This window comes from Flammeovirga kamogawensis (genome assembly GCF_018736065.1).
Classification (GTDB): Bacteria; Bacteroidota; Bacteroidia; order Cytophagales; family Flammeovirgaceae; genus Flammeovirga; species Flammeovirga kamogawensis.
This window is the reverse complement of record NZ_CP076128.1, coordinates 4,606,644-4,631,509: the sequence shown is the minus strand read 5'-3', so window position 1 is coordinate 4,631,509 and position 24,866 is coordinate 4,606,644. Positions and strand designations below refer to the sequence as shown.

Below are 24,866 nucleotides of genomic sequence, written 5' to 3'. Positions count from 1 at the left end.
TGCTTCTTAAAAATTAAGTTAGATTTTAAATAAAGGTTTATGCCCTACCATAGCTCATTTATTTTGTGCAAATTTGCTTAAAATTGATCACTAATTGTGATGGACAGATATTTCTTCTATCACATTTCATACTATAATAACCAATGAGTCTAGAAAAAGATCTTCAAAAAAGAAGTGGTTCTGTTTGTGAACTTTGTAGTTCTACAGAAAACTTATCTCCTTTTGCAGTTGCTCCAAAGAGTTCAAAAGATGCTGTAGATAATGCTTATTTATGTTCAACTTGTCAAGAGCAAATTGAGGATCCTACAAAAATGGATGCAAATCATTGGAGATGCCTAAATGAAAGTATGTGGAATGAAAACACTGCAGTTCAGGTTCTAGCATGGCGTATGCTTTCTCGTTTAAAATCTGAAGGTTGGCCACAAGATCTTATTGACATGATGTACTTCGATGAAGATACACAAGCATGGGCAGAAGCAACTGGAGAGGGTATTGATGAAAGTGAAAAAGTGATTCATAGAGATGCCAATGGTGCTATTTTACAAAATGGAGATTCTGTTGTTTTAATCAAAGACTTAAAAGTGAAAGGTTCTAGCATGGTTGCAAAACAAGGTGCTGCAGTTAGAAATATCACTTTAGTACATGATAATGCAGAACATATTGAAGGTAGAGTTAATAGTCAGCATATTGTCATTTTAACGAAGTATGTTAAAAAGACATCTTAATTTCTTATTCTTTTTCAATAATTTCAAAGTGGTTTTTCTTAAAAATTGAAGAACCACTTTTTTAATGTGAAATTTAAACAACCGATTGAAATTCATTTAAACTAACAACCAAGTATATATTTACTAATTTATATCCGTTTACTAAAGGTTTGTTATTAACAGATTGATATTATTGTTTTATTCAACTATCTCTTATTTATTTGCATTGACGATAAGATTTCATGCCAAAATCTTTATACTCATAAAACTGTATGACTGACATAACTAAAAACAATTACATCAATAATATGCCTTCTGAAAGGTTTAATATTGACACCAATTACACTCTACATGAAATTGTAGAAGAAATTGCACCTACATTAAATTTTCAATCAATGCAGGAGGTAATTAGAAATACCCTTTTAATTTTTAATGTTGATTATAGGGAACATTTAAATGTGCTCACGAAGGCTAATTTTCATAAGAAAAAATCTATTGAAAGTTTACTTCATGATTTTAATTTCCAGAATACTGATATAGCTAGTAGTTGGATTGAATTTATTGAATGTTTAGAAATTGAAGCTTCTGTATATGTAAATAATTCTACTTTACAATAGAAGACTTTTTCTCATTATTCATTTTTTGAATATCTCTATATTGTTGAAAAGGAATTTTTAATAAGTTACCAATATGTCCATTCTCTTCTGGAGCCATATGTGTATCTATTCCATAAATTAATTTCTTATTATCAAATTCCACATAAGTGCCAAACAATCTATCCCAAACAGAAAAAATGTTACCATAGTTGGTATCGGTTAAGGGTTGCTGAAAATGATGATGGACATGATGCATATTTGGTGTAACGATCACTAAACTTAAGATACGGTCTACTTTTTTGGGTAAAACAATATTTGCATGATTAAACTGCGATAATACCACAGATAAAGATTGATACAAAAAGATCATCCAAATTGGAACCCCAATTAAAAATACGCCTAAAATAGTAGCTAATAATCGCAATATTGATTCTCCGGGATGATGTCTATTGGCTGTAGTTGTATCTACATTTCTATCTGTATGATGTATAATATGAAAAAGCCAAAACCACTTAATGTTATGATTTAGATAATGAATACTGTAAGCACTAATTAAATCAAAAAGCATTAACCCAATAATTAAAGTAATTGAAATTGGAAATTGATCCATCCATTGCATAAAACCAAAATGATGAATAACACACCAATCTGATACTTTAACCATTACAAAAGCTAAAGATAAATTTACAATTGCAGTAGTTAATGTGAAGAAAATATTAGTTAGTGCATGTTTCCATTTTATATTTTTAAACTGAAATAATGGAAATACTCCTTCAAGCATCCAAAAAAAAGTTATTCCTGCCACTAATAAGATAGTTCTATGTAAAGATGGCATTGTAGAAAAATAATGAATTAGCGTTTGCATGTGTGTTTTTAGTTAAATTGATTCACAATATACTTAAAATTACATTTTCCATGTAAGCTAAAAATGACTTTTGAATGAAGTGAAAAGAAATAGTTCATTTTTTTTCAAACAAATTAAATTAACACGATTAATACAATAGATTCTACACAAAGTGCAACTGTATTCTAATAATCTAATTTACACTTAAAATAAACCTATTATTTCATCCAAAATCACACTATTTATTAACAATCTGAGTGATGTATTTCCCCATTTATTAATAAAAAATCAATCGATAACATTCATTTGCAACCTTTTATTATAAGTGCCGTTTCTTATAACATGACCACAGAAATTAACAGTTATTAAATTATAGATACAACCCAATTACTAACTATTACTCTCACTACTATCTTAATTACAATCGCACATTACCTTTAATTAAAACCACAAGAAATCAGGTTGTTTCAATATAAACAATCCATGGTGATTTATGATTACGCCCAATTTTTAGATAACCTAGTTTACCAAATTATCAATTAGCATTTTAAAAGGCTAGACATTATTAAGAACTATTTTGTTGCTTTAATATATAACAAAATAACAACAGGAGCGCTTATTTATCTTAGATAATTACTCTTACAATAACAATAATGGAGTTTTATACTCCCATTTTAACACACAGTAGATATTATTAAAACTTACTGGCATTTAGCTAGTAAGTTTTTTTTTGTCCAAAAATTGACAACTTCTTTTCCTCATCTTTATAATAAATCTCATTTTTGTATTAACAATCAATGGAGTTTTATAAATTGTATAACAAATGATGTTTTCAAAAGAATTTTAAATAAATGCTATGTCATATATCATTTAATCCTTATTGAATTAATCCAATAGACAAAAACTGTTTGATATGAATTATACTGTAAAAGCAGGAGATACTCTTTATAAAATTGCTAGAGAAAATAACGTTACAACTAATGAACTTTTAGCTTTTAATGATTGGAAAACTGTGCCATCTCTACAAATTGGTCAAATAATACAAGTTGGTCAAGATACATTAAATGAAAATGGAGGTACATCAAAAACAGTCTATAAAGTTAAACAAGGAGATTCTCTTTACGCAATAGGTAGAAAATATAATGTAAGCCCAGCTGCCATCTTAACTGCAAATAACCTTACCAAAAATCAAGGTTTATATATTGGGCAAATTTTAAAAATACCTACAGACACAATAAGTACTACAGAAGTACATGAACAAGATAAAAGTAATTTATCATCTACAGAAACACATACTGTAGATAAAGGTGAATCTCTTTATGGAATATCAAGAAAATACAATACAACACCTCAAGCAATTCTTGCAGAAAATGGTTTTCCTGATAATACACCAATATATATTGGGCAAGTTTTAAAGATTCCTACACAAGGTGAGGAAAAAAGTACTATAGAAATCCCTACTCCTTCGTCAAATAATGGAGTGACAACAGTTAAAAAATCCTCTGAGGTATATACTGTTCAACAAGGAGATACACTTTATAAAATATCTTCTCTTTTTGGCATCAGCCCTCAAAGGCTATTAGAATTGAACGGTTTTAATAGTACAACTCCTATTCAGATAGGGCAACAACTTATTGTAAAAAATGGTGGCTCTTCTTCTACACCAACTATTCAGGCTCCTAAACCAGAAGTTAAAAAAGTTGATACACGAAGAGTTCATACTGTTGGGAAAGGAGAATCATTATATGCCATTTCAAAAAAATATAATTCAACTCCAGCATTAATTTTAAATGCTAATGGCTTAGCTATTGATGCTACTATTTTTGTTGGTCAAAAATTAAGAATACCAGAAGGACAAAAAGAGGTTGAGGTAAAGCAAACTCCAATAGTTAAATCGCAAGGTTATCAAGTATATACTGTTCAAACAGGTGATTATATTTCAAAAATTGCATCTAAATTTGGAGTAAGCCCACAGTTATTAGTAGATACGAATCATTTACCTAATGGTAGAATACATGTAGGACAACAATTAATGATTCCTTCTGAAAGTCAACAACCAAAATCAGTTGGTGACACAAAGAATTTACAAGGGCGTTCTATTTATCAACTTACAAAAGTTGACGGTAAAGCTACTCTATCAAATGGTATTAAAAGTACTATTGGAGCATCATATAAAATGAACTCTACAGATGTTTTAGCCATTCAAAATAGGTTAATTCAGTTAGGTATTCTCAGTAAGAATCATAACGAGAATGCAAATGCTATAGCACAGTCAAGTGGTGGAGTTGTACCTGGTAGTCGAATTCCTAAAACATTAGGAGCAATAAAAGAATTACAAAATAAATACAAACTTAACTGGTGGGTAGAAAGTGCTACAAGAGCCGAAATGTTGGGTACAAATAAATTCACTTATGGAGTGATTGAAAATAACGATATCACTTTCAAATTTTTAAGAGAATACACTAAGTATACTTTAAAATTCCCACACCCAATTACAGGAGAAATTAAAGTAGCCGAATTCAAAAACTTTGTTCGTAGTGGTTACAATCAATATTATGATGGTGTAGGTTATATAGGAAAGTCTCTACCTTCTGCTGTACCATTAAAAGTGTATACCGATGTAGGACTTTCTACAACATTAGCATCTGCAATGCAGGTGGTTTCTAGTCATGAAGGAAATTTTGACGCCATCAATAGTTATGACAAAGCCTTTTTCTCTTATGGTTTTATTCAGTTTGCTGGAGGAGGTAGAGGGTTAGCACCCGTTATTGCTAGAATGAAAGTCAGTCAGCCCGCTTTATTCAAATCTATTTTCCAAAATGTGGGTATCGATGTTACGTATACAACAAGAAATAATGATATCCATCAAGGTGAACTTATTATCGATTTTCCTGGAAAAGGTCAGCTTAAAGGTATTGAAGCAGAAAAAGCATTAAGAGGAGATCATCAATTATATGGTCCGTTTATAAGAGCAGCTTTTCACCCTGATCTTGTAAAAGCACAAATTGAACAAGCTGTAAAAGCATATGCTAAACCTGCTTTAGGAATAAAATTAGCCATTAATACAGGTAGTTTCTCACAATCATTACCTATTACAGATATAATTAATTCTGCAATGGGCTTAGGTTTTACAATTGATATGACCGTTAATAAGTGGATTGTAAAAACAGGACAGATGTTCTCTGATGCAATAAATACTATTGCTAGAAAAAGAGGGTTACATAGTTATGATCAACTTACTAGAATTGATGAAAAAGAAGTAATTCAAGAAATAGTAAATAAAGAAGGTGGTGCTGATAAACGAGTTGCTGACAGAGGTTCTAGCATGTTACATAGTCAACTTAGTTCTGCAAAAAGTCCAAATAAAGGACAAGGTTTAATTGCCTAAACTTATTTATTGAATTTTTTAAAGAAGTATGTTTTCGATACAAGACGAAAACATACTTCTTTTTTTTGTGAACTTTCAAGATTTTACGAGATTCGTACAATATTTTAAGTATTTAGCAAGTATTCCATTTGCATTTAAACAATCTTGTCCATAAATTATTTATAACTATGAAGATCGATAATCCGATTAGCATTACAGATCAAGCGGCAGAAGAAGTCAAAAATATTTTAAGCCAAAAGAAAGTACCTGAAGGTTATTCATTACGTATTGGTGTTAAAGGCGGAGGAGGCTGTGGAGGTGCAGCATTTTCACTAGGTTTTGATACCAAAAAAGAAACAGATGTTGAGTACATAACTAAAGGTATTCCTGTTTTAATTGATAAACGCCAGATGTTATTTCTAATTGACTTAGAGGTAGATTTTGAGGACAGAAGAGATGAACGCGGATTTGTATTCAACAAAGTCACTGCTCAGTAATATTTTAGCACTCAACTCATAACATGACAGAACCTAAATCAACAAAAAAAGATAACCTATTAGAATTAAAAGCATGGATTCCATTGGTAATTGGCGTGTCTATTGGCATTGGCGTAATTATCGGAACTCACTTGCGTTCTCCAAACATTACATCAAAACGTTTGGCAGTAGATTCTAATGCCACAAAGTTTGAAAAACTACTTAATTATGTTGATAAATATTATGTTGATAGCGTAGATATTGATGATCTAACACAAAAAGCTATCGACCATGTTCTTGATGATTTAGACCCACACACTATATATGTTCCTCCTACTGAGGCCGACGTTATGGCCTCAAGATTAGAAGACGGTTTTGAAGGAGTTGGTATTGAATTTAGAGTAATTGATGATACGCTTAAAGTTGTGTCAGTTATGAAAGGTGGACCATCTATTAAAACTGGCATACGTGCTGGTGATAAAATAATTACTGTAAATGGAGATACCATTGCTGGAAAACTAATTACCAATTCAGAAATTGTAAAAAAGTTAAGAGGTAAAAAAGGCACTACTGTTAATGTAGGTATCAAAAGAAAAAAAGAAAATGACTTATTAGCTTTCTCAATAACTAGAGGTAAAGTACCTACACCTTCTGTAGAGTCTGCATACATGTTAGATGAGGAAACGGGATATATTAAAATTTCAAAGTTTGGAACAAAAACATATGAAGAATTTCATAATGCACTCCTCAATTTAAAATCTGATGGAATGTATAACCTTGTTCTTGATTTAAGAGATAATGGTGGTGGATTTCTTGGACAAGCAGTAAAAATTGCTGATGATCTTTTACCAAAAAACGATCTTATTGTTTATACAGAAGGTAAAGGAAAAGAATTTACAGAAAAGGAATTTAGTGTAAGAAGACCTGATTTTAACGGACCTATTATTGTTTTAGTTAATGAAAGAAGTGCATCTGCTTCAGAAATTGTAACAGGTGCTTTACAAGATCATGATAGAGCGGTAATTGTTGGACGAAGAACTTATGGAAAAGGCTTAGTTCAAAGACAAATTAGATTAAAAGATAATTCTCTTTTACGTTTAACAATTTCAAGATATTTTACTCCAAGTGGTCGAAGTATTCAAAAACCTTATGGAGATGGCATCTCTTATGACGATGATATCAATCAACGCTATAAAAGTGGTGAACTATTTAATAAAGACAGTATTAAATTAGACAAAATGCCTCAGTTTAAAACTGATGCAGATAGAATTGTTTACGGAGGAGGAGGAATTATTCCTGATAATTTCGTTCCTCTTGACACTACCTCAATGGGTATTTATTATTACACTTTAGAGCATACTGACATGCTTAGAGATTTTGCATTAGAATATGCAAGTGATAGATACATTAGCCTACAAGAAGAGGGATTAGATAATTTTATGAATAGTTTTGATAAAGATACTAGTGTAATTCCTGAGTTAGAAAAATTTAGCGTTGAAAATGGGATTACAAAACGAAGAAAAAAGCACAACGATCAAATTATAAATAATTATCTTACACATAGAATAAAAGTTCTTGTAGCAAGAGCAATGTGGGGTGACGAAGGATATTACAAAGTTGTAAATACGAAAGACCCTATGATTAAAGAAGCCAAATCGTTAATAGAAAAAGGTCTTGCTACTCAAGATACTACTCAAAAAAAATCTGAAGGATAAATAACATCCGATTATTAACTAAAAAATATTAAATGTTATTTTTAGAAACTAACGCTAGTGCTATACTTTCTACTTTGAAAAAAGATCATAAAAATAAGGATCTTTACATATTCTTAGTTTCTGAATCTTCAGCTGAACTAATACCACAGCTTATATCTCTTTTTAATCAGAACAATATGACTTGTTTTGGAGGTATATTTCCCTCATTAATTTCAGGGACAGAGAGAATAAATCAAGGACTAATAGTTAAAAAATACACCTTAAAAGATGGTCCTTATATTGTTAAAAACGACAATAATTTAAAATATGAGTCCATTTCAAATTCTGCCAAAAGTTGCTTCTTATTTATTGATGGGCTGTCAGAAAATATAGTTAGTATAATAGAAAATATATACAATCAGCTCGGAAGTAAATATGATTATTTTGGAGGTGGTTGTGGAACAATCCCTTTAAAAAAAGCACCCTCAGTTTTCACAAACCAAGGTTTTTTTAGCGATTGTGCAATTCTTTGCTTTGTAGAAGAAGATTTCCATTTAGGAATACAACATGGGTGGGAACGAGTTTACGGGCCAATTATCGCTACAAAAACAGAAAAAAAATATATCGAAGAATTCAATTGGGAGAATGCTACTGAATTCTATAAAAATGTACTTGAAGAGCTTACTGGAGAAAAAGTAAATAATGAAAATTTTATACCTCTTGCTCAGGCTTATCCTATTGGTATTTCTAAAGAAGGACATGAAGATATTATTAGAGATCCAATTGAAATTACAGCAAATGGTGCTGTTAAATTTCCCTGTCATGTACTAGAAAATTCTGTATTGTATCTGATGAAATCTAATTCAGAACAGATTATTAATTCTGCAAAAGAAGCTACAAAACTTGCTGTATCAAATATAGATTCAGATCAAGAAATTGAACCTTTTATTATGGATTGTTTCTCTAGAGCATCCTTTTTGAGCGAAAATTATACAGCTCCATTAAAGCAAACTAATGAGCTTTTGATTGATACTTTTAACACTATAAAATTAGAAGGGGCATTGTCATTAGGTGAAATCTCTTCTTACGAAAACGGTCAATACATCGAATTTTTCAATAAAACTTTTGTCATCAATGCTATCTCAAAATTCAAAAAATGATGTCTTACAAGACATGATACTGTTGTATGAATTGGCTTTGCAAACAGGGAAGACAATTGATTTTAAACAAAATATCGAAAACTTTTTAAAGCTATTAATCAGTAGAAAAAGTCTTTCCTCTGCTAATATTTGGCTTAAAGGATTAACAATTAAAGAAGCATCAATAAGTCTTTTACCCTCTTATATAGAAGCAGATGATTGGGTACGAACAATTCAATTCCCTATTAAAGATATCAATAAACGCCAAACTGAATTTGTAGAACATTTTATAAATAGAGCACAAGGAGAAGAAATAAAATCCTTTTCAGTAAAAAAAGAATATTTAATCAATAACACACATAACGTTAAAGAAGGAACATACCTACTCTATCAACTCGATAATTTCGGCTGTATGATGTTATACTCTTGTATAATTGATGACAATAGAATTGGTGACAAAGCAACCAAGAAACTTAGAGTTGTATTTGACAGGTTCAAAGTATCTGTAATTGCATCTCTAAATCAATTAAAACTTGAAAACGAAGTAAATAAAACGAAGGCTATGAGTGATGAAATCATGATGCTTTCTAAATTTCCACTTCAAAGCCCCTACCCTGTTCTTCGATTTACAGATAATGTAGAACTTTTATTTTTAAATTCTCCTGCGGAAAAAATTGCGGATCACTTTAAAGAATTACAATGGGTGTACTCCAAAATGTTTAGCGAATCTTTAAGCACAAATTCAATTAAAGTTTATGAGCAAGTAATTGATGGTAGGTATTATACTTTAACTGTAAAACCAATACCCGAATATGGATATGTAAACATATATGGTATGGACATTACAATAAGAAAAAGTATTGAAACAAAATTAAAAGAAGAAAAGGAAAAAGCTGAAAAATTAGCTCAAGTAAAGATGGAATTTCTATCTACTATGAGCCATGAAATTAGAACTCCAATGAATTCTATAATTGGTTCTATAAATTTATTAATTGATACAGCTTTAGATACCTACCAATCTAAGAAATTAGAAATGATGCGTTTCGCTGCTGATAACTTACTTCGCCTTATTAATGAAATACTTGATTTCAATAAGTTAGAAGCACATAAAGTGAGCTTAGAAAAAATTCGATTTTCCCTTCCCGAAACTCTTGAGCATATATTTTCTATGCATTCTGATAATGCAGAACAAAAAAATATAGATTTCAATTTAAAGTTAAATAAAACTCCTATTGAATTTATTATTGGTGACCCTACTAGACTATCTCAAATTCTATTAAATTTATTATCTAATGCAATAAAATTCACAGAAAAAGGAGGTGTAGAACTCTCAGTACAAAGCACATTTAATAATCAGAAAACAATTGTATATCAGTTTATTATAAAAGATAGCGGTATTGGTATTTCTGAAGATAGAATAAATGCAATATTCGAAGCTTTTACGCAAGCTGATAATAGTACAACTAGAAAATTTGGTGGAACAGGATTGGGTTTAAGTATTACAAAAAAACTTGTTGATTTATTAGAAGGAAGTATGGAAGTAAATAGTAAAGTTGGAAAAGGAACTGAATTTATTGTAACAATTCCTTTTGATATTGCAGCAGACCAAGAAAGTATTACAAAAAAGAAAGCTGAGTTACCTGAGATTTCTGGAAATTTAAAAGATAAAAAAGTATTACTTGTTGATGACAATGAGTTTAATATTTTAATTGCAAAAGAGTTTTTAGGTAGATGGGAAGCAGAAACAATTGTTGCTAAAAATGGTCAAGAAGCAATTGAAGCTTTAACTACAGGTGCTCTAGATTTTGATATTGTACTAATGGACCTTCAGATGCCAATAATGGATGGTTTTGAAGCTACTTTACTCCTTCGAAATATGCAAAGTGAATATTTCCAAAATATTCCGATTATTGCCTTAACTGCAGATGTTGCTAGCGATGAGATTAGAAATCTAAAGAGAAAAGGTTTTAATGACTTTGCCTCCAAACCTTTTGACCCCGATATACTTTTACAAAAACTACTACAGCTAATTTATAAAAAGTGATAATTTTGACTTAAAATATCATTGCAAATTACTTTATAATAAATAATGCTTTTACTTTTACATCTTAATAATTAAAAAGCAGATTTTCCTTAATGTAGTTATCTATTTTCCTTTGCTACTTAAGATTAAACAATAGATAAGTCAATGAAGACACAACAGCAAAAAATGCTAAGTAATTTTAGTCCAACTAAGATTATTTTGCCAATTTTAGTAGGACTTGGTGTGTTAGTTTACATGATATCGTCAGATGATAGTATAAACTATGATGTGATAGTTGATAATTTAAAAAACTTAAATCTTTGGTGGGTTTTAGCCTCTTTTCTAGTCTTATTTGGTAGAGACTTTGGATACATGTACCGAATAAGAGAGCTTACAGATAGGAAGTTAAATTGGAATTCTAGCTTTTATGTTATTATGCTTTGGGAATTTGCTTCTGCCGTTACTCCTTCTGTTGTTGGAGGAACAACATTAGCAGTCTTTATTATGAATAAAGAAAAGATTCTATTTGGTAAAGCACTTAGTTTTGTGATGCTAACTGCAGTTCTGGATAACCTCTTTTTTGTAACTGCATCCTTATTAGTTATTGCTTTATTTCCAGGTTCTATATTCCCTGCAAATAATTACTCAGCAGAAATTCTTGGATTTACACTTGGTTTAAAACAGTTGTTTGTAATTAGTGTAACACTAATTCTACTCTATACACTATTAATGGCATGGGGACTTTTTATTGGTCCTAAATCATTTAAAAAGTTCCTCTGGTTTTTAACCTCTACTCGTTTTACAAAAAGGTGGAGAAAAAGTGCTGTTAAAAGCGGTAATGAAATGATAATTGCTGCAAAAGAATTAAAAGGACATCCTAAAAGTTATTGGGTAAAAGTGGTCACTTCAACTGTTTTTATATGGAGTGCACGTTATGCAATGCTCAATTGCTTAATAAACGCTTTTTTACATATTGATATCTTTGCACTAACATCAACAGATATTCATAATCAGTTCTTAATATTTGGCAGACAAATAGTTATGTGGATTGTCATGCTTGTTTCTCCTACTCCTGGTAGTGCCGGAACTGCAGAATATTTCTTTGGTGAGTTCTTTAAACAGTTCTTCTCTAATGGCGGAATCGTTTTAGTTGTTGCTTTATTTTGGCGTTTATTTACCTATTATGCATACTTACTAATAGGCGTTTTTATTTTACCAAGATGGTTACAAAAAACTGCAACAAAAAAGAACTAAGCTTTTTTAATAGCTTAGTTCTTGTCAAATAATAAAGTAGTTATTGATAATAGGTTGATAGGTTTAACAGGAAAGAATCTTTCTACTACAAATATCGTGTGTTCAGTGTTTTTAGACAATTTTAACTATTGCATATCAATACACATGTAACTTATTGAAAGAAAACACACGAAATGACTGATTATCAATCATTTTTATTAAAAATTTACAGTTATTTCATAAATAGATGCAAGTAAACTACATTTCCTAACTACATTCTTCCGAAATTTGCCCACCGAACTTGATACTTATGATAAAAAAAGAAAATAACTTATCAGATTGGCTACCAATCACGAAGAAAGAAATGGAATTGCGTGGTTGGGATAGCTTAGATGTAATAATAATATCTGGCGACGCCTACGTCGACCACCCTTCATTTGGAGCTGCAGTAATTGCTAGACTTGTTGAATCTGAAGGATTACGTGTAGGTATTGTCCCTCAGCCCAATTGGAGAGATGATCTTAGAGATTTCAAAAAACTAGGTAAACCCAATTTATTCTTTGGTGTTACTGGAGGTTGTATGGACTCTATGGTTAACCACTATACGGCTGCCAAAAGAAAAAGATCTAATGATGCATATACTCCAGGTGGAGAAGCAGGTTATAGACCTGACTATGCCACAGTAGTATATACAAAAATATTAAAAGAATTATACCCTGAAGTACCTGTACTAATTGGAGGTATTGAAGCATCTTTACGTCGTGTTACGCACTACGACTATTGGTCTGACCAATTAAAGCCTTCAATATTACAAGAATCTGGAGCTGATATTTTAGTATATGGAATGGGAGAACAACCTTTAAAGCAAATCATTAAGTTGGTTGCTAAAGGAGTTCCTATGACCTCTTTAAAAACAATTCAGCAAACAGCCATACTTCAACCAATTGAAGAGGATATTCCAAAAGGTGTACATTGGACTAATTTAGAGTTAAAATCACATGAGGAATGTTTGGAAGATAAAATTAAGTTTGCTTCCAACTTCAAGTTTATCGAGAGAGAATCGAATAAACAAAATGCAGATCGTTTAATTCAAAATATTGGAAATAAAAGATTAGTGATCAACCCTCCTTATAAAACAATGAAGGAGAAGGAGATTGATGCTTCTTTTGATTTACCATATACAAGGTTACCTCACCCAAAATATGCTAATAAAGGGCCTATCCCTGCATTTGATATGATTAAATTCTCTATCAATATGCATAGAGGTTGTTTTGGTGGATGTAGTTTCTGTACAATCTCGGCTCATCAAGGTAAAATGATTGCAAGTCGTTCTGAAGGGTCTATTATTAAAGAAATAAACGAAGTTACTAAAATGCCTGATTTTAAAGGGTATTTAAGTGATTTGGGCGGGCCTAGTGCAAATATGTACAAGATGAAAGGTAAGGTACAATCTATTTGTGACCGTTGTGTAAGCCCTTCTTGTATTCACCCTGTAGTCTGTGATAACCTAGATTCATCACACAAAGCAATGACTCAACTCTACAGAAAAGTAGATAAAATTCCTGAGATCAAAAAAGCATTTGTGAGTAGTGGTATTCGTTATGACCTTTTAGTAAGTGAGTATAACAAAGCTGACGAGACGAAAAGTTTAAATGAATATATGGAGCAGGTGGTAACAAGACATATTCCTGGTAGGCTAAAAGTTGCACCAGAACATACGTCAGACCCTGTACTTAGAATTATGAGGAAACCCTCATTTAAGTATTTCCATATGTTTAAGAAGAAGTTTGAACAGGTTAATAAAAAGCATGGTTTAAAACAGCCTTTAATTCCTTATTTCATTTCTAGTCACCCTGGCTGTGAAATGCAAGATATGGCCAATCTTGCTTTAGAAACTAAAGAAATGGGTTTTCAACTCGAGCAAGTACAAGATTTTACTCCTACTCCAATGACTGTTGCTACAGTTATTTATTATTCTGGAGTACATCCTTATACTTTAAAGCCAGTTAATACTGTTAAAGATCCTAGACGTAAAAAAGATCAGAATAAATTTTTCTTCTGGTATAAAAAAGAAAATCAAGCTTGGATTAGAGATACTCTGCGTAAAACAGGAAACTCTAAAATGGCTGAAGAATTACTAACTTATCATGCTAAAATGAAAAAAGATGAGCGTGATCAGAAGAAAAACCCTTCAGCTAAAAGTAAGTTCTCTTCTACAAAAAGCTCAACTACTACGCCTAATGGCAAAGTTAAAAGTCGAAGTAAAAAGAGAAGAAAGTAATACTAATACAAAGGTTGTTCATTCAGAGCAACCTTTTTTTATCTAAAAACTAATATTATAAGGGCTTAAAACCCAGTTTAATCAAGAATATTGTCATAAAACGACTAAACAATACCATAATTTGGTTTAATATTAAACTATTGAATTATGTTTAGAAAATCAGTTTAACTTTTTTTTAGAGGCCTCGTTATAAACATTGTTAGTAATCAAACAATAAATATTATGAACTCTGAGACATTATATATTTTCTTTAGTTGGTTTTTTATTCTATTTGGAATTGTAGCCATCATCTGGGGAATCTTACTGATACATGAAATACCTGTTGAAATAGCAATGAAAAATAACCATTCACAGGTTAAAGCAATAAAAGCAATGACATTTTCTGGTCTGTTCTTATTTCCGCTTTTCCTTGCTGCAATCATATGGGCTTACTACGATCCGAATAATCCAGATTTCAATAAGGCTCCTACTAATACAGAACTTTCTTAATTATTTTACCTACTTATAAAGTATTAATGTTATGGATATTGCAATTTTAACAATCTATTTTGTTGGAACATGGTTAATTTTCGACAAATTTAAATTACTTCCCAATACACTCCTCACTAAAGGAATTAGATACCTACTTCCTGCTGCCGCTATTTTCTTTGAGATCATTTTATTAGGACTTTATACACCTGATTCTGAAGAGGTAATGGTCCAGAAATATGTACTGCAAATTGCTCCTGAATATGGTGGACAAGTAGAAAAAGTATATGTAAATGATCAGCAAGAAGTTAAAAAAGGAGATTTACTTTTTGAACTTGATGATACACGTTTCCAAGATAAAGTAAGATCGATTAATGCTGATCTTAGAAAACAAAGAGAGTATCTTAAAGAGTATAAAACTCTAAGTTCTGTAGGTGCTGTTTCTAAACAACAATATAATGATGTTATACACTCAATCGAGAAATTAAATGCAGAAAAAGCAATTCAATTAAAATTAATTAAAGATACCAAAATTAAAGCTCCTTTTAATGGTGTTATTGCCAATTTACAATTAAGAGAAGGTGTATATATTAAATTAAAGCAACCTGTAATGTCTTTAATTTCTAATGAGAAAAAATGGGTATATGGCTTTGTAGATCAAGCAGGTATGCAATATGTTCATAAAGGAGACTCTGTATTTATGATTAACAGAATGTATCCTGGAGAAGTGTTCTCTGGCGAAGTAGAAACTATTATGTATGGCTCCTCATCTGCACAATTTAGCCCTTCTGGATTATTACCTTCAAGTAATCAGTTTCAAGAAGAAGATCATATGATGGTTAAAGTTGCTTTAAACAATGATGTACTTGAAAAATTAAAATTTGGTACATCAGGTAGATTTGCAATTATAACAGATCATAGTATCGACGTTCTAGAAATCATCAGAAAAATTGAATTAAGAATGCATTCAGATTTATATTACTTCTGGATATTAGGTGCCTAATCTTTAATTTTTATACCATAAAAAAAACCCTTATTGAAGAATTGAGTCTTCCAATAAGGGTTTAATAATGTATAACTATTGTATTAATATTCTAAAGAAAAATTGAAAGGAACAATTACCCAACTTGGTACTGCTTGTTGCTCTCCTGTTATTGTATTTGTAACTATTGTTGGTTCGAAAGTTAAATTCATAATTGCATCTTCTACTGCAGAAGCTAATCTAGTTTCACTTCCTCTCATAATTTCATAATCAACAACTTCACCATCAACATTAATATATGCTCTAACTTTAACGCTTCCTTCTATACCTAAATCTTTTCCAACTTTAGGATAATCTATTGTCTGTGTTATTTCATCATAATTAATAGCTTTTGCTTGAGTGTATTTATATAATGGCTTATCATCATCTGCAAATACATTAGCCGTAATAATTATTGAAACGAGTAGTGTAAATAACTTTTTCATTTTGTTTTATTTTAATTATAAATATACAGTTCATTATTCCTTAACATTAACGTAACACTAAGTAACAACATTAACCAATAAAACGTAATGCTTACACTTACCAATTTTTAATGACTATCATCATCATGAATAGATCAATAAAACAACTTAAACTAAAAGCATAGTTTTATAACTAAATAATTAGTTCAAAAATTTCAAACTAAAGATTTAGTTTATATATTGCGGTAAATAAAAAATAATTATATGAAAAAGTTAACGACAGCAGAAGAACAAGTAATGCAAGTTTTATGGGATTTAGATAAAGCTTTTGTAAAAGATATTATCGAGCAATTACCTACTCCTAAACCTGCTTACAATACAGTTTCTACTATTATTAGAATATTAGAACAAAAGGAATTTGTAGGACATCAGACATTTGGAAAGTCACATCAATATTTTCCTCTAATGAGTAAAGAACAGTATTCTCATCAGTATCTTAAGAGTTTTGTAGGTCGCTTTTTCAGTGGGTCTTTTGAAAATATGGTATCGTTCTTTGCTAAAAAAGAAGATGTAGACTTAAATGAACTTGAGGAAATGTTAAAGGATATTGATAACGACAAAAAAGACTAACAACTATGCTCAATTATTTATTACTATCCTCTTCAGGACTATTGATACTTGCACTATTCTATTTTGGTTTCCATAAAAATGAAACATTTTTTCAACAAAATAGGATCATATTATTACTAGGAATTATAGTAAGTCTTACTTTCCCTCTATTTGAAAACCTCCTAACAATTGAACAACAGGTTTATATCACTGAAATTTTACCAACAGTATATTTGCCTGAAATAACAATTGGAAAAACGAGTAATACTATCAATCTATTACAATCTTGGAGTTGGAAAATACTAGTATTACTGGGTTACACAGCAATCACTTTAATTCTATCTTTACGTTTTTTTTATTCTAACATAAAACTATTTGTTTTCATCAGAAAACATCCTCCACAAAGAATAAAAGGTAGTCTGATTATTAATACTGAAGGTCTTTACCCTACTTTCGCTTATTTAAAATATATATTTTGGGATAATACGAAGGCGTTATCTCCTAAAGAAGAAAAGCTGATTTTTCTTCATGAACAAACACATATTAAAGAACTACATTCTCTTGATATATTCGTAATGGAAATCCTTAAGATTATCTTCTGGTTTAATCCTGCTATATATATAATTGATGCTGCACTGCGCACGCAGCATGAATACCTTGCTGATCAAAAGGCAAACCAAATGACTAACGATGCATCATACAGTCAATTAATGATCCGATCACTGTTCGAAGATAACTCGATTAGTATTGGACATGGCTTTCAATTTTCAACTATTAAAAACCGAATTAAAATGCTAAAAAAAGAACGCACAAATCAATGGAAAAGAATATCAAGTTTATTTACTTTTTCTATCCTAATTAGTAGTATTATATTTCTTCAAGCTTGTATTAAAGATGAGTTAGAAGCTACTGACCCTAAATTATCTGAGTACAATCAAGAGATGATTTATGGTTATAATTATAATGGCAGAACATACTGGGATACTAACTCAATTTATTCTGAAAATCTCGATGAAGGTGAAATTGAATCAATTAATGTTGTTAAAGGGCTTAGTTTACCACCAGTTTTTAATAGCAATGTAAAAACTGCCATTGTAATACAGTTTAGAAATGATTTAAATGAAAGTTTTTTCAATAAAGTAAAAGAAGAATTACCATCAACATCTCACTTAGTTACACCTATTTCTAAAAAGCCTAATTCTTTACAAAAAGGTGTAATATCAATTGATGAATTAAATAATGATGAAAAAACATATGAAATTGTTCAAAACTCAGCTTTTTATCCAGATGGTATGGATAGTTTTTATAAAAGTATTGGGCAAATAATGAAATACCCTAAAAAAGCTAGAGAAAAAGGTATTGAAGGAAAAGTATATTTGCAATTTGTGATAAACAAAGATGGAAATGGGGAAGATTTCAAGATTGTTAATAGTGATAATTCAATTTTTGATGAAGAAGTTTTGAGAATTGCAGAACTTACTATCAAAGATTGGACTCCCGCAAACCACGAAGGAAAAATTGTCAAACAGCGATTAGTGTTACCAATATCGTTTAAATTATAATAATAATAGAAGAAGAAGGGAGATTCAACTATACTCCCTTCTTAATTAATATTTTACTAAAAAATCTTATAGTTAGTTAAAGTACCCTTCTTAAACTCAACCAAACTAGCTAATTCATAAGGATATAAAATATAATTGACAATTACTCTCGATAAATAATTAACCTAACTAATACCATAAACCTAAAAATGAAATTAATCTTCACAATTCTATTAATTGCACCCCTTTTTTCATTTGCTCAAACAAGAAAAGAGGTTAAAGTAATTCATCAAAAGCAAATCGATTTTTATAACCAAAAAAAAGCTAGTCAAAATGAAAAAATAGCTAATTTTTGGGACAAAATTAAAAACGATAATCCAGAAATATATGAACAAAGGATACTCCATTTGAAAAACGATTCTATAAGGTTGTCCAAAAAGAGAGATGATAACACACAAATTGTATTAAAAAAATTAGAAAGTTTAGATATTAATAGTCATTATATTGATTTAGAAAATTCATCATTAGAAGAAATACCTAATCAAGTTTTTGATATGATTAATATTGATACTTTAAAACTAACAAACCACCACTTTAAAACTATTCCTAAAAAATTAAATCAGCTTAAGAAGCTCAAATACCTTGATCTGTCTAAAAATGATTTATCATCTTCAAAAATTCGATTCTCGAAATTAAAAAAACTCGAATACCTTAATTTAAGTCAGTGTAGTTTAACAAAACTACCAAAAGGATTACGAAAACTTAAAAATCTTAAGGTATTAGTTTTAACTGAAAATCCGTTAGAGGACACTAAGAAAATTCAACATCTAAAAAATCTAGAAAGTTTAAAACTTAACAAAACTATTGTACCTCTAGATCCTTATAGTATTGGTAAATTGAAAAAGCTTAAAAAATTGAATATGAATGAATGCCAACTACTTGAAATTCCACCTAAAATAAAAAGAATGAAGGATTTAGAAAGTATTGTAATGGCAAGAAATAATATTAAAATCGTACCAGGTGAATTAAGTCAACTACAAAAACTTGATAATCTTATACTTTATGAAAACGAAATAGAGAATTTACCATTATCCTTCTTTCAATTAACTGAACTAAAAGAATTAGACTTATATCATAATAAAATTACACATTTACCTAAAGAAATTGGGCAACTTACAAAGTTGAATACACTTTATATTTCATTTAATCAGATAAGTACACTACCTGTTGAAATGCAGTCACTTGTTGAATTAAAAAAGTTATATGCCCATCACAATAATTTAGAATATATTTTTGATTTCAGCTCTTTAAAAAAATTAGAAGTATTATATCTTCAAGATAATAAATTATATGATTTCCCTAATTCAATTTTATCCCTATCTAATTTAGTAGAACTAGACCTTTCGGGTAATAAAATCACATCATTTCCGTCTGATATAAAGCATTTTAAAAATATTGAAATAGTCAACTTATCAGATAATATGGTAGAATCTATAGATAGTTTAAAAAAAGATTTAGAGGTAATGACTAAAAATGGAGTTATTGTTAACCTATAAAAAGAATAGGGCTACAGTTAAATAACTGTAGCCCTATTCTTTTTATGAACTTTCGTATTTTTGAATATCCCGTGTATTTTTCTGGATCGTTACTGCTCCAAATAGGGATAGTAAGAAACCAAAGATATAAAAGCCTTTTTCAGAAGGAAGTAGATCTGCATTCCAGAGTCCTACTCCTAATAAAACAATAGATATTATTAATGAAAACCAACTTAAGCTATAATATAAATTTGTGACTTGTATAAACTCCTCTTTATCTCTAACACATTTTTGAACTGATATTGAAGAGAATAATGCGAATAATAATATTACTAGATAATAGCCTTTTTCGTTAAGTAACATTTCTGCTCTAAATAGACCTACTAGATACCCTAAAACTCCTGCTCCCATAGCTACCCAAGAAGCTAACACATAAGCATTTGACGGTTTAGTATTCATAGTTAATTTTTGTTTTTATTTTTTTGTCAACCGTATTTCGGCTCACTTATAGTTAAGATTTGAAAACATTAACGCTAGTTTTCTTTGATAGGTTACTGAATTAATCATAAAAAATCATAAATGAATAAAAAGTCATTCACTTTTTAAAAGTAAAAAAGGATATCTAAATTAAGATATCCTCTCTATACTATTTTCTATATATACTACCTTTTGCTATACAGCAGAAAGTGCATTTATATCATCATTTTCTATAATATTTGTCTTATAACCCTTATTTACGACATTAATCATAGCCTTACCTAAACGTGTAGATGTTGTGACATACTTAGGAAAAAGGCGGTCTAATATCGGAAAAACTGGCCTTAAAATTTTATATATAGTTTTATAAACAGAAACCTTAGATTCTACTCCTTTTTCGGGTTGGATAACTGCTGGCCTAAACATATAAGCCGACTTAAAAGGAAATTTCAATAACTGATTTTCTGTTTTACCTTTCACATTTGCCCAATCAGTTGCCGAATTTTCTTTAGAAGATGTTCCTGCTCCAGATACATAACAAAAAGAAATATCTGGATTGAGTGGTAAAATTATATTTGCAAAATGTAATGTTAAATCATAAGTAATATGAGAGTATTCCTTTATAGAAACGCCTGCAGAAGATATACCTAAGCAAAAATAACAAGCATTGTAGCCTACCAATTTTGGTATAATGTCTGTAAGATCAAAAAAGTCTTTATGAATAACCTCTTCTAGCTTTGGATGTTTCATTCCTATTGATTCACGAACAATGATCAATACTTTTTCCACTTTATCACTATCAAGGCATTCTAGAAGAACACTTTTACCTACCATACCTGTAGCTCCTGTGATAATTGCTTTAATTTTTTCCATGTTAGTTTAAAAAAATCTTAGTGTTTCAGTTATAACGCCAATATTATCAAAATATTAGTTCTTGAGTAGAAAGATTCCAATTTCGTTAAAAAAATTAATTAATGAGCACAAAACCACCCCAAAAATAAGGATCCTTGTATAAAGAATCTCCCATCCTTTCTACTTGAGCTTCTCTAAATGCCTGATCTCTATCCTTACAAATTAGCCATTTTTTATAAAAGGTTGTCATTAATTGTTGCGTTGCATAATCATCTACACTCCATAAACTCATTATAACAGATTTAGCTCCTGCTACATTAAATGCAAAAAGTAATGCAGAAATTCCATCATCATCAATAGAGGTTATATTCTCAGTTTGACAGGCCGATAAAATTACTAATTCTGTACTGTCTAAGTTTAAAGATCGAACTTCATAAGCTGTTAATATTCCATCTGTACCACTATTATACCTCGATTGAATATTACTATTATTGTTTGCTTTAATTTCTGAGAAGTAAAGTCCTGATTTTAATAACCTCTTGTTTATAAAATTGTACTCTGCATTAATTGAATTATCAAAAAATCCATGTGTTGCAATATGTAAAACACCCGGTGAATAATTTAAATTAAGTAAACCTTCTTCTCTAGCTTGTTCTCCCAATAAAACAGATACATCCCAATTATTTTGCAGAAGTTGTTTTTCTACATTTTCTATTTCTAATGCTGTTCCGGGTAAATTATATAGAGTAAACATCTCTTGTTCATCTTTTTCAAAACCTAAACTATCCCGCTCATCTAGGGTAATTTTCTTTGATTTTTTATTGATTGAAAAAGAGGGGTTACCTATTAACAATGCACTCTTATTCTTTATATTTTCTTGTTTGTAATCAGAAGAAATATTCAGCGTATTTGTGGTTAAGAAAATATAATCTTCCATTAATACATACTTATCTGTTTCTGGGTTTTTGAGTGTATTTATATTTATAAGGCTATAAATTCCATGAGGACTTACAAATATTCTGTGTGGATCTATATCACTATTTTCTATTACTTTTTTTATGGGTTTCCAATATGCGTTGTAAACGTTATCATTTGATGAATTAAGAGAATAGATTCCAGCCTTTATATGCAAAGAATTTTGATATTCATTATACATCACTTTATCTAAATATTTAGCATAACCCAAATCTACCAGTTGCGGAGCAGTAGATTGCTTATTTATTATTAAAGCAAAATATTTACTATTCTTTCCTTTGTAGTCCTTTATCCTAACAATATCTACAACAACATCATTATCACTCAAATTAGACTGTATATATTGCCAAGTAATGTCTAATTTATTATCTTCTGTATTTGCAAAAGTATTGGCCGCACTTAACAACGACTTCTCTAAATTCCTTACTCTATCTAGTTCTTTTACAGGGTTTATTTTCAAACTATCTCTTTGAGCTTTTGTCATATAACTTATCGCTGCAATTCTTGAACGTAAAGCATTCAGTTTTTCTATATAATTTGGAAGCCCACTTTCAACACTATATTCCTCTAATAAATTAGTCTTTTGTTTGGAGTATATTGCTTCATTTTTTAATAAATTTCTGTAACGAATTTCAATGTTATAACATTGTTCAATCATTTTAGAAGAAGACTTCTCTCCTCTTAAGAAGATCATTGTATCAAAAATGGCAAATACAGAATTTGTACTTCTTAGATACATTACCTTTTCTTCTTCAGATAATTTTTTAAATACCTCATTATAAAATAACATTCTTTGGTTTGTAGCCTTAATAATAAGTTTTTCCGCTTCTAACCAGTTCTTTTCTAAAGCATTTACATACGCTAGTTGACTAAGTATTTGTGTTTCAATAATAGGAATTCCAATAGTAATTTTTGTCAAAGCTTCTAGCTGACTTTTAGCAATTACTAATTGATTCAATTCAATCAATTCTTCTGCTTTAAAAAGCTTTGCTTTAAGTCTATATGTTTCTGTTTTTGCATATTCATTTCTTATTGCAATCTCTTCTATTTCATCACAGAGTTCTATTACTTTTATCGATTTATTTTGGCTTTTATAAATCTCTGCCATAGCATATTTTACCTGAATTAAACTAATATGATATTCAGAATAATATTCTATAATTTGATTTTGAACTAAGTTTAGTAATCTTAGTGCCTCTACATTATCACCTTTTGCTTTTAATACTAATGCTTGAAATAGATTGATTAAATTGGGTTGAACAGAAGACTTTTTTATTATCTTTTTATATCCCTCAAGGTACTGTTTTGCCCTATCTATTCTATCATATAAAATATTAAACTCAATGGTTAATTTACTACATACTATATAAGAATAGAGATACTCATAATAGTTGTTTTTAAGTCTTGTAGATAACTCCAAAAGGTCTAATTCAGAATGTATAAACTTATCTTGAAATTTTAATTGTCTTACTTTAACAGATAGATAATGAATATAGTTTGTTCCATAATGATTAATACTATGACCAACCTCCTCTAGTATTTTTTTAGATTGAGAATAATGACCTGTATACAAATACATACTTGCCAATTGCAATTTTGCTTTTTGATAAATTTGATCTCTTATTCCATTTTTCTCATAAATATTAATCCCTTTGATTAAGAGATTTTTCACCTCAGGAAGATTTGAAAGTTGAAAATTAACTTCACTAGATCTAATCCATACATTAGCTAAAGCAATACTTTCGGTTCCATATACCTCTATTGCTTTCTTTTCTGCTTTTTTATATGTTGCTATTGCTTGATTAAAACGTTGTGACAATACATAAGTATCCGATAAAACTATTAATAACCGAGCTGTTACTATTGATTTTGATAAATCGTTTAGCTCCAGTTCTGTTTCTAAGTTTTTTAGTATTGATATTGCTTTATCAAATTTACCCTGTTTGTTTAATAACTTTGCTCTGTAAACCTCTATTATAGAATAATCTCTTAAATAAATAAATGGTGTAACAATAGATTTTGCTACTGCAATAGCTTCTAAGAAATACGTATCTGCAGTTGTATAATTCTTCCTTTCAACCTCAATAAGACCTTTATTAAAGAGAGTATGTGCATTATAAGTTGTGTTTATTCCAATTGTTTTTCTTTGTAATGTTTCTATTAATGAAATATAAACATCAACATTTACATCGTCTCCTAAACGAATATAAATAAGTAATAAATAGTTTGTAGCAATAATATAATCGGGGTACATCCACCCTGCCGATTTATCTATAATTTCAATTGCTTGTTTTAAATATTTAATGGCACGTGTGTATTCTTGCTTCTCTTTGATAATCCTTCCTTTCCAAATTAAAGGAGCTACCAGTTTTATAGAATTAGGCTTACCTTCTTTCTCAATACTCTCAATCCACTCATCAATATAAGCTTCAGCCTTATCCATTTCTCCATATTGACGGTAATTATCTACTATTGATACATTATAGTTTTCAGTTGTTGTCTGTGAAAAAGAGGCTTGTGAAGTATGCAATAAAAAAATGTGCAGAAATACTATTCTTTTAATTATATATATACAAGATGGGTTACGCATAAGATTTAAATAAAAA

Annotated in this window: 19 protein-coding genes; 14 read left to right on the top strand and 5 right to left on the bottom strand. The window is 29.9% G+C overall.

The features are described 5' to 3' along the window. The first annotated feature begins 143 nt into the window (after nucleotides 1-143). Both KM029_RS18790 and KM029_RS18785 read left to right on the top strand, forming a co-directional pair. Entirely contained in the window at nucleotides 144-725 is a 582-nt protein-coding gene (locus KM029_RS18790) for a PhnA domain-containing protein (protein ID WP_144074724.1), read from the top strand. A gap of 251 nt (nucleotides 726-976) precedes the next feature. Then, nucleotides 977-1,321, top strand: coding sequence for a hypothetical protein (locus KM029_RS18785; RefSeq protein ID WP_144074723.1), 345 nt, complete (start codon nucleotides 977-979; stop codon nucleotides 1,319-1,321). Here the strand turns inward: KM029_RS18785 and KM029_RS18780 are convergent. Further along, nucleotides 1,308-2,165: a sterol desaturase family protein gene (locus tag KM029_RS18780; RefSeq protein ID WP_144074722.1), complete on the bottom strand. Its 858-nt coding sequence runs from the start codon at nucleotides 2,163-2,165 to the stop codon at nucleotides 1,308-1,310. The genes KM029_RS18785 and KM029_RS18780 overlap by 14 nt on opposite strands. An 892-nt stretch (nucleotides 2,166-3,057) precedes the next feature. On the opposite strand from KM029_RS18780, the gene KM029_RS18775 reads away from it, so the two are divergent. From KM029_RS18775 to KM029_RS18735, 9 genes are all read left to right on the top strand, one after another. After that, nucleotides 3,058-5,532: a muramidase family protein gene (locus tag KM029_RS18775; RefSeq protein WP_144074721.1), complete on the top strand. Its 2,475-nt coding sequence runs from the start codon at nucleotides 3,058-3,060 to the stop codon at nucleotides 5,530-5,532. A 167-nt stretch (nucleotides 5,533-5,699) separates the two neighbouring features. Next, nucleotides 5,700-6,008: a HesB/IscA family protein gene (locus tag KM029_RS18770; protein WP_144074720.1), complete on the top strand. Its 309-nt coding sequence runs from the start codon at nucleotides 5,700-5,702 to the stop codon at nucleotides 6,006-6,008. A 23-nt stretch (nucleotides 6,009-6,031) separates the two neighbouring features. Beyond that, a complete protein-coding gene (locus KM029_RS18765) occupies nucleotides 6,032-7,702 on the top strand; it encodes a S41 family peptidase (RefSeq protein ID WP_144074719.1) in 1,671 nt (556 codons plus the stop codon). Nucleotides 7,703-7,734: 32 nt separating this feature from the next. Further along, nucleotides 7,735-8,841, top strand: coding sequence for an FIST signal transduction protein (locus KM029_RS18760; protein ID WP_144074718.1), 1,107 nt, complete (start codon nucleotides 7,735-7,737; stop codon nucleotides 8,839-8,841). After that, nucleotides 8,816-10,864 carry an ATP-binding protein gene (locus KM029_RS18755; RefSeq protein WP_144074717.1) on the top strand — a complete coding sequence of 683 codons (2,049 nt, stop codon included), beginning with the start codon at nucleotides 8,816-8,818 and terminating at the stop codon, nucleotides 10,862-10,864. The genes KM029_RS18760 and KM029_RS18755 overlap by 26 nt, the downstream gene beginning before the upstream one ends. 144 nt (nucleotides 10,865-11,008) lie before the next feature. After that, the gene (locus KM029_RS18750) at nucleotides 11,009-12,097 is read left to right on the top strand and encodes a lysylphosphatidylglycerol synthase transmembrane domain-containing protein (RefSeq protein WP_144074716.1); all 1,089 of its coding nucleotides are present in this window, start codon (nucleotides 11,009-11,011) and stop codon (nucleotides 12,095-12,097) included. 289 nt (nucleotides 12,098-12,386) lie between these two features. Next, the gene (locus KM029_RS18745; RefSeq protein WP_144074715.1) at nucleotides 12,387-14,357 is read left to right on the top strand and encodes a YgiQ family radical SAM protein; all 1,971 of its coding nucleotides are present in this window, start codon (nucleotides 12,387-12,389) and stop codon (nucleotides 14,355-14,357) included. A 222-nt stretch (nucleotides 14,358-14,579) separates the two neighbouring features. Then, a complete protein-coding gene (locus tag KM029_RS18740; protein ID WP_144074714.1) occupies nucleotides 14,580-14,846 on the top strand; it encodes a DUF3302 domain-containing protein in 267 nt (88 codons plus the stop codon). Nucleotides 14,847-14,877: 31 nt separating this feature from the next. Beyond that, entirely contained in the window at nucleotides 14,878-15,828 is a 951-nt protein-coding gene (locus KM029_RS18735) for an HlyD family secretion protein (RefSeq protein WP_144074713.1), read from the top strand. An 83-nt stretch (nucleotides 15,829-15,911) separates the two neighbouring features. On the opposite strand, the gene KM029_RS18730 is transcribed toward KM029_RS18735, so the two are convergent. Beyond that, entirely contained in the window at nucleotides 15,912-16,292 is a 381-nt protein-coding gene (locus tag KM029_RS18730) for an energy transducer TonB (RefSeq protein WP_144074712.1), read from the bottom strand. Nucleotides 16,293-16,535: 243 nt separating this feature from the next. On the opposite strand from KM029_RS18730, the gene KM029_RS18725 reads away from it, so the two are divergent. From KM029_RS18725 to KM029_RS18715, 3 genes are all read left to right on the top strand, one after another. Next, nucleotides 16,536-16,901, top strand: coding sequence for a BlaI/MecI/CopY family transcriptional regulator (locus KM029_RS18725; protein WP_144074711.1), 366 nt, complete (start codon nucleotides 16,536-16,538; stop codon nucleotides 16,899-16,901). 5 nt (nucleotides 16,902-16,906) lie between these two features. Beyond that, nucleotides 16,907-18,442 (top strand): M56 family metallopeptidase, encoded by a 1,536-nt coding sequence (locus KM029_RS18720; RefSeq protein WP_144074710.1) that lies wholly within the window; start codon nucleotides 16,907-16,909, stop codon nucleotides 18,440-18,442. 188 nt (nucleotides 18,443-18,630) lie between these two features. Continuing rightward, the gene (locus KM029_RS18715) at nucleotides 18,631-19,977 is read left to right on the top strand and encodes a leucine-rich repeat domain-containing protein (protein WP_144074709.1); all 1,347 of its coding nucleotides are present in this window, start codon (nucleotides 18,631-18,633) and stop codon (nucleotides 19,975-19,977) included. A gap of 42 nt (nucleotides 19,978-20,019) precedes the next feature. Here the strand turns inward: KM029_RS18715 and yiaA are convergent, their stop codons facing one another. The 3 genes from yiaA to KM029_RS18700 form a co-directional block, all read right to left on the bottom strand. Beyond that, nucleotides 20,020-20,415, bottom strand: a complete 396-nt coding sequence (yiaA, locus tag KM029_RS18710; protein WP_144074708.1) for an inner membrane protein YiaA — start codon at nucleotides 20,413-20,415, stop codon at nucleotides 20,020-20,022. 213 nt (nucleotides 20,416-20,628) lie between these two features. Then, nucleotides 20,629-21,306, bottom strand: coding sequence for a Rossmann-fold NAD(P)-binding domain-containing protein (locus tag KM029_RS18705; RefSeq protein ID WP_144074707.1), 678 nt, complete (start codon nucleotides 21,304-21,306; stop codon nucleotides 20,629-20,631). A 94-nt stretch (nucleotides 21,307-21,400) separates the two neighbouring features. Beyond that, entirely contained in the window at nucleotides 21,401-24,790 is a 3,390-nt protein-coding gene (locus KM029_RS18700) for a CHAT domain-containing protein (RefSeq protein WP_158631108.1), read from the bottom strand. Nucleotides 24,791-24,866: the final 76 nt, after the last annotated feature.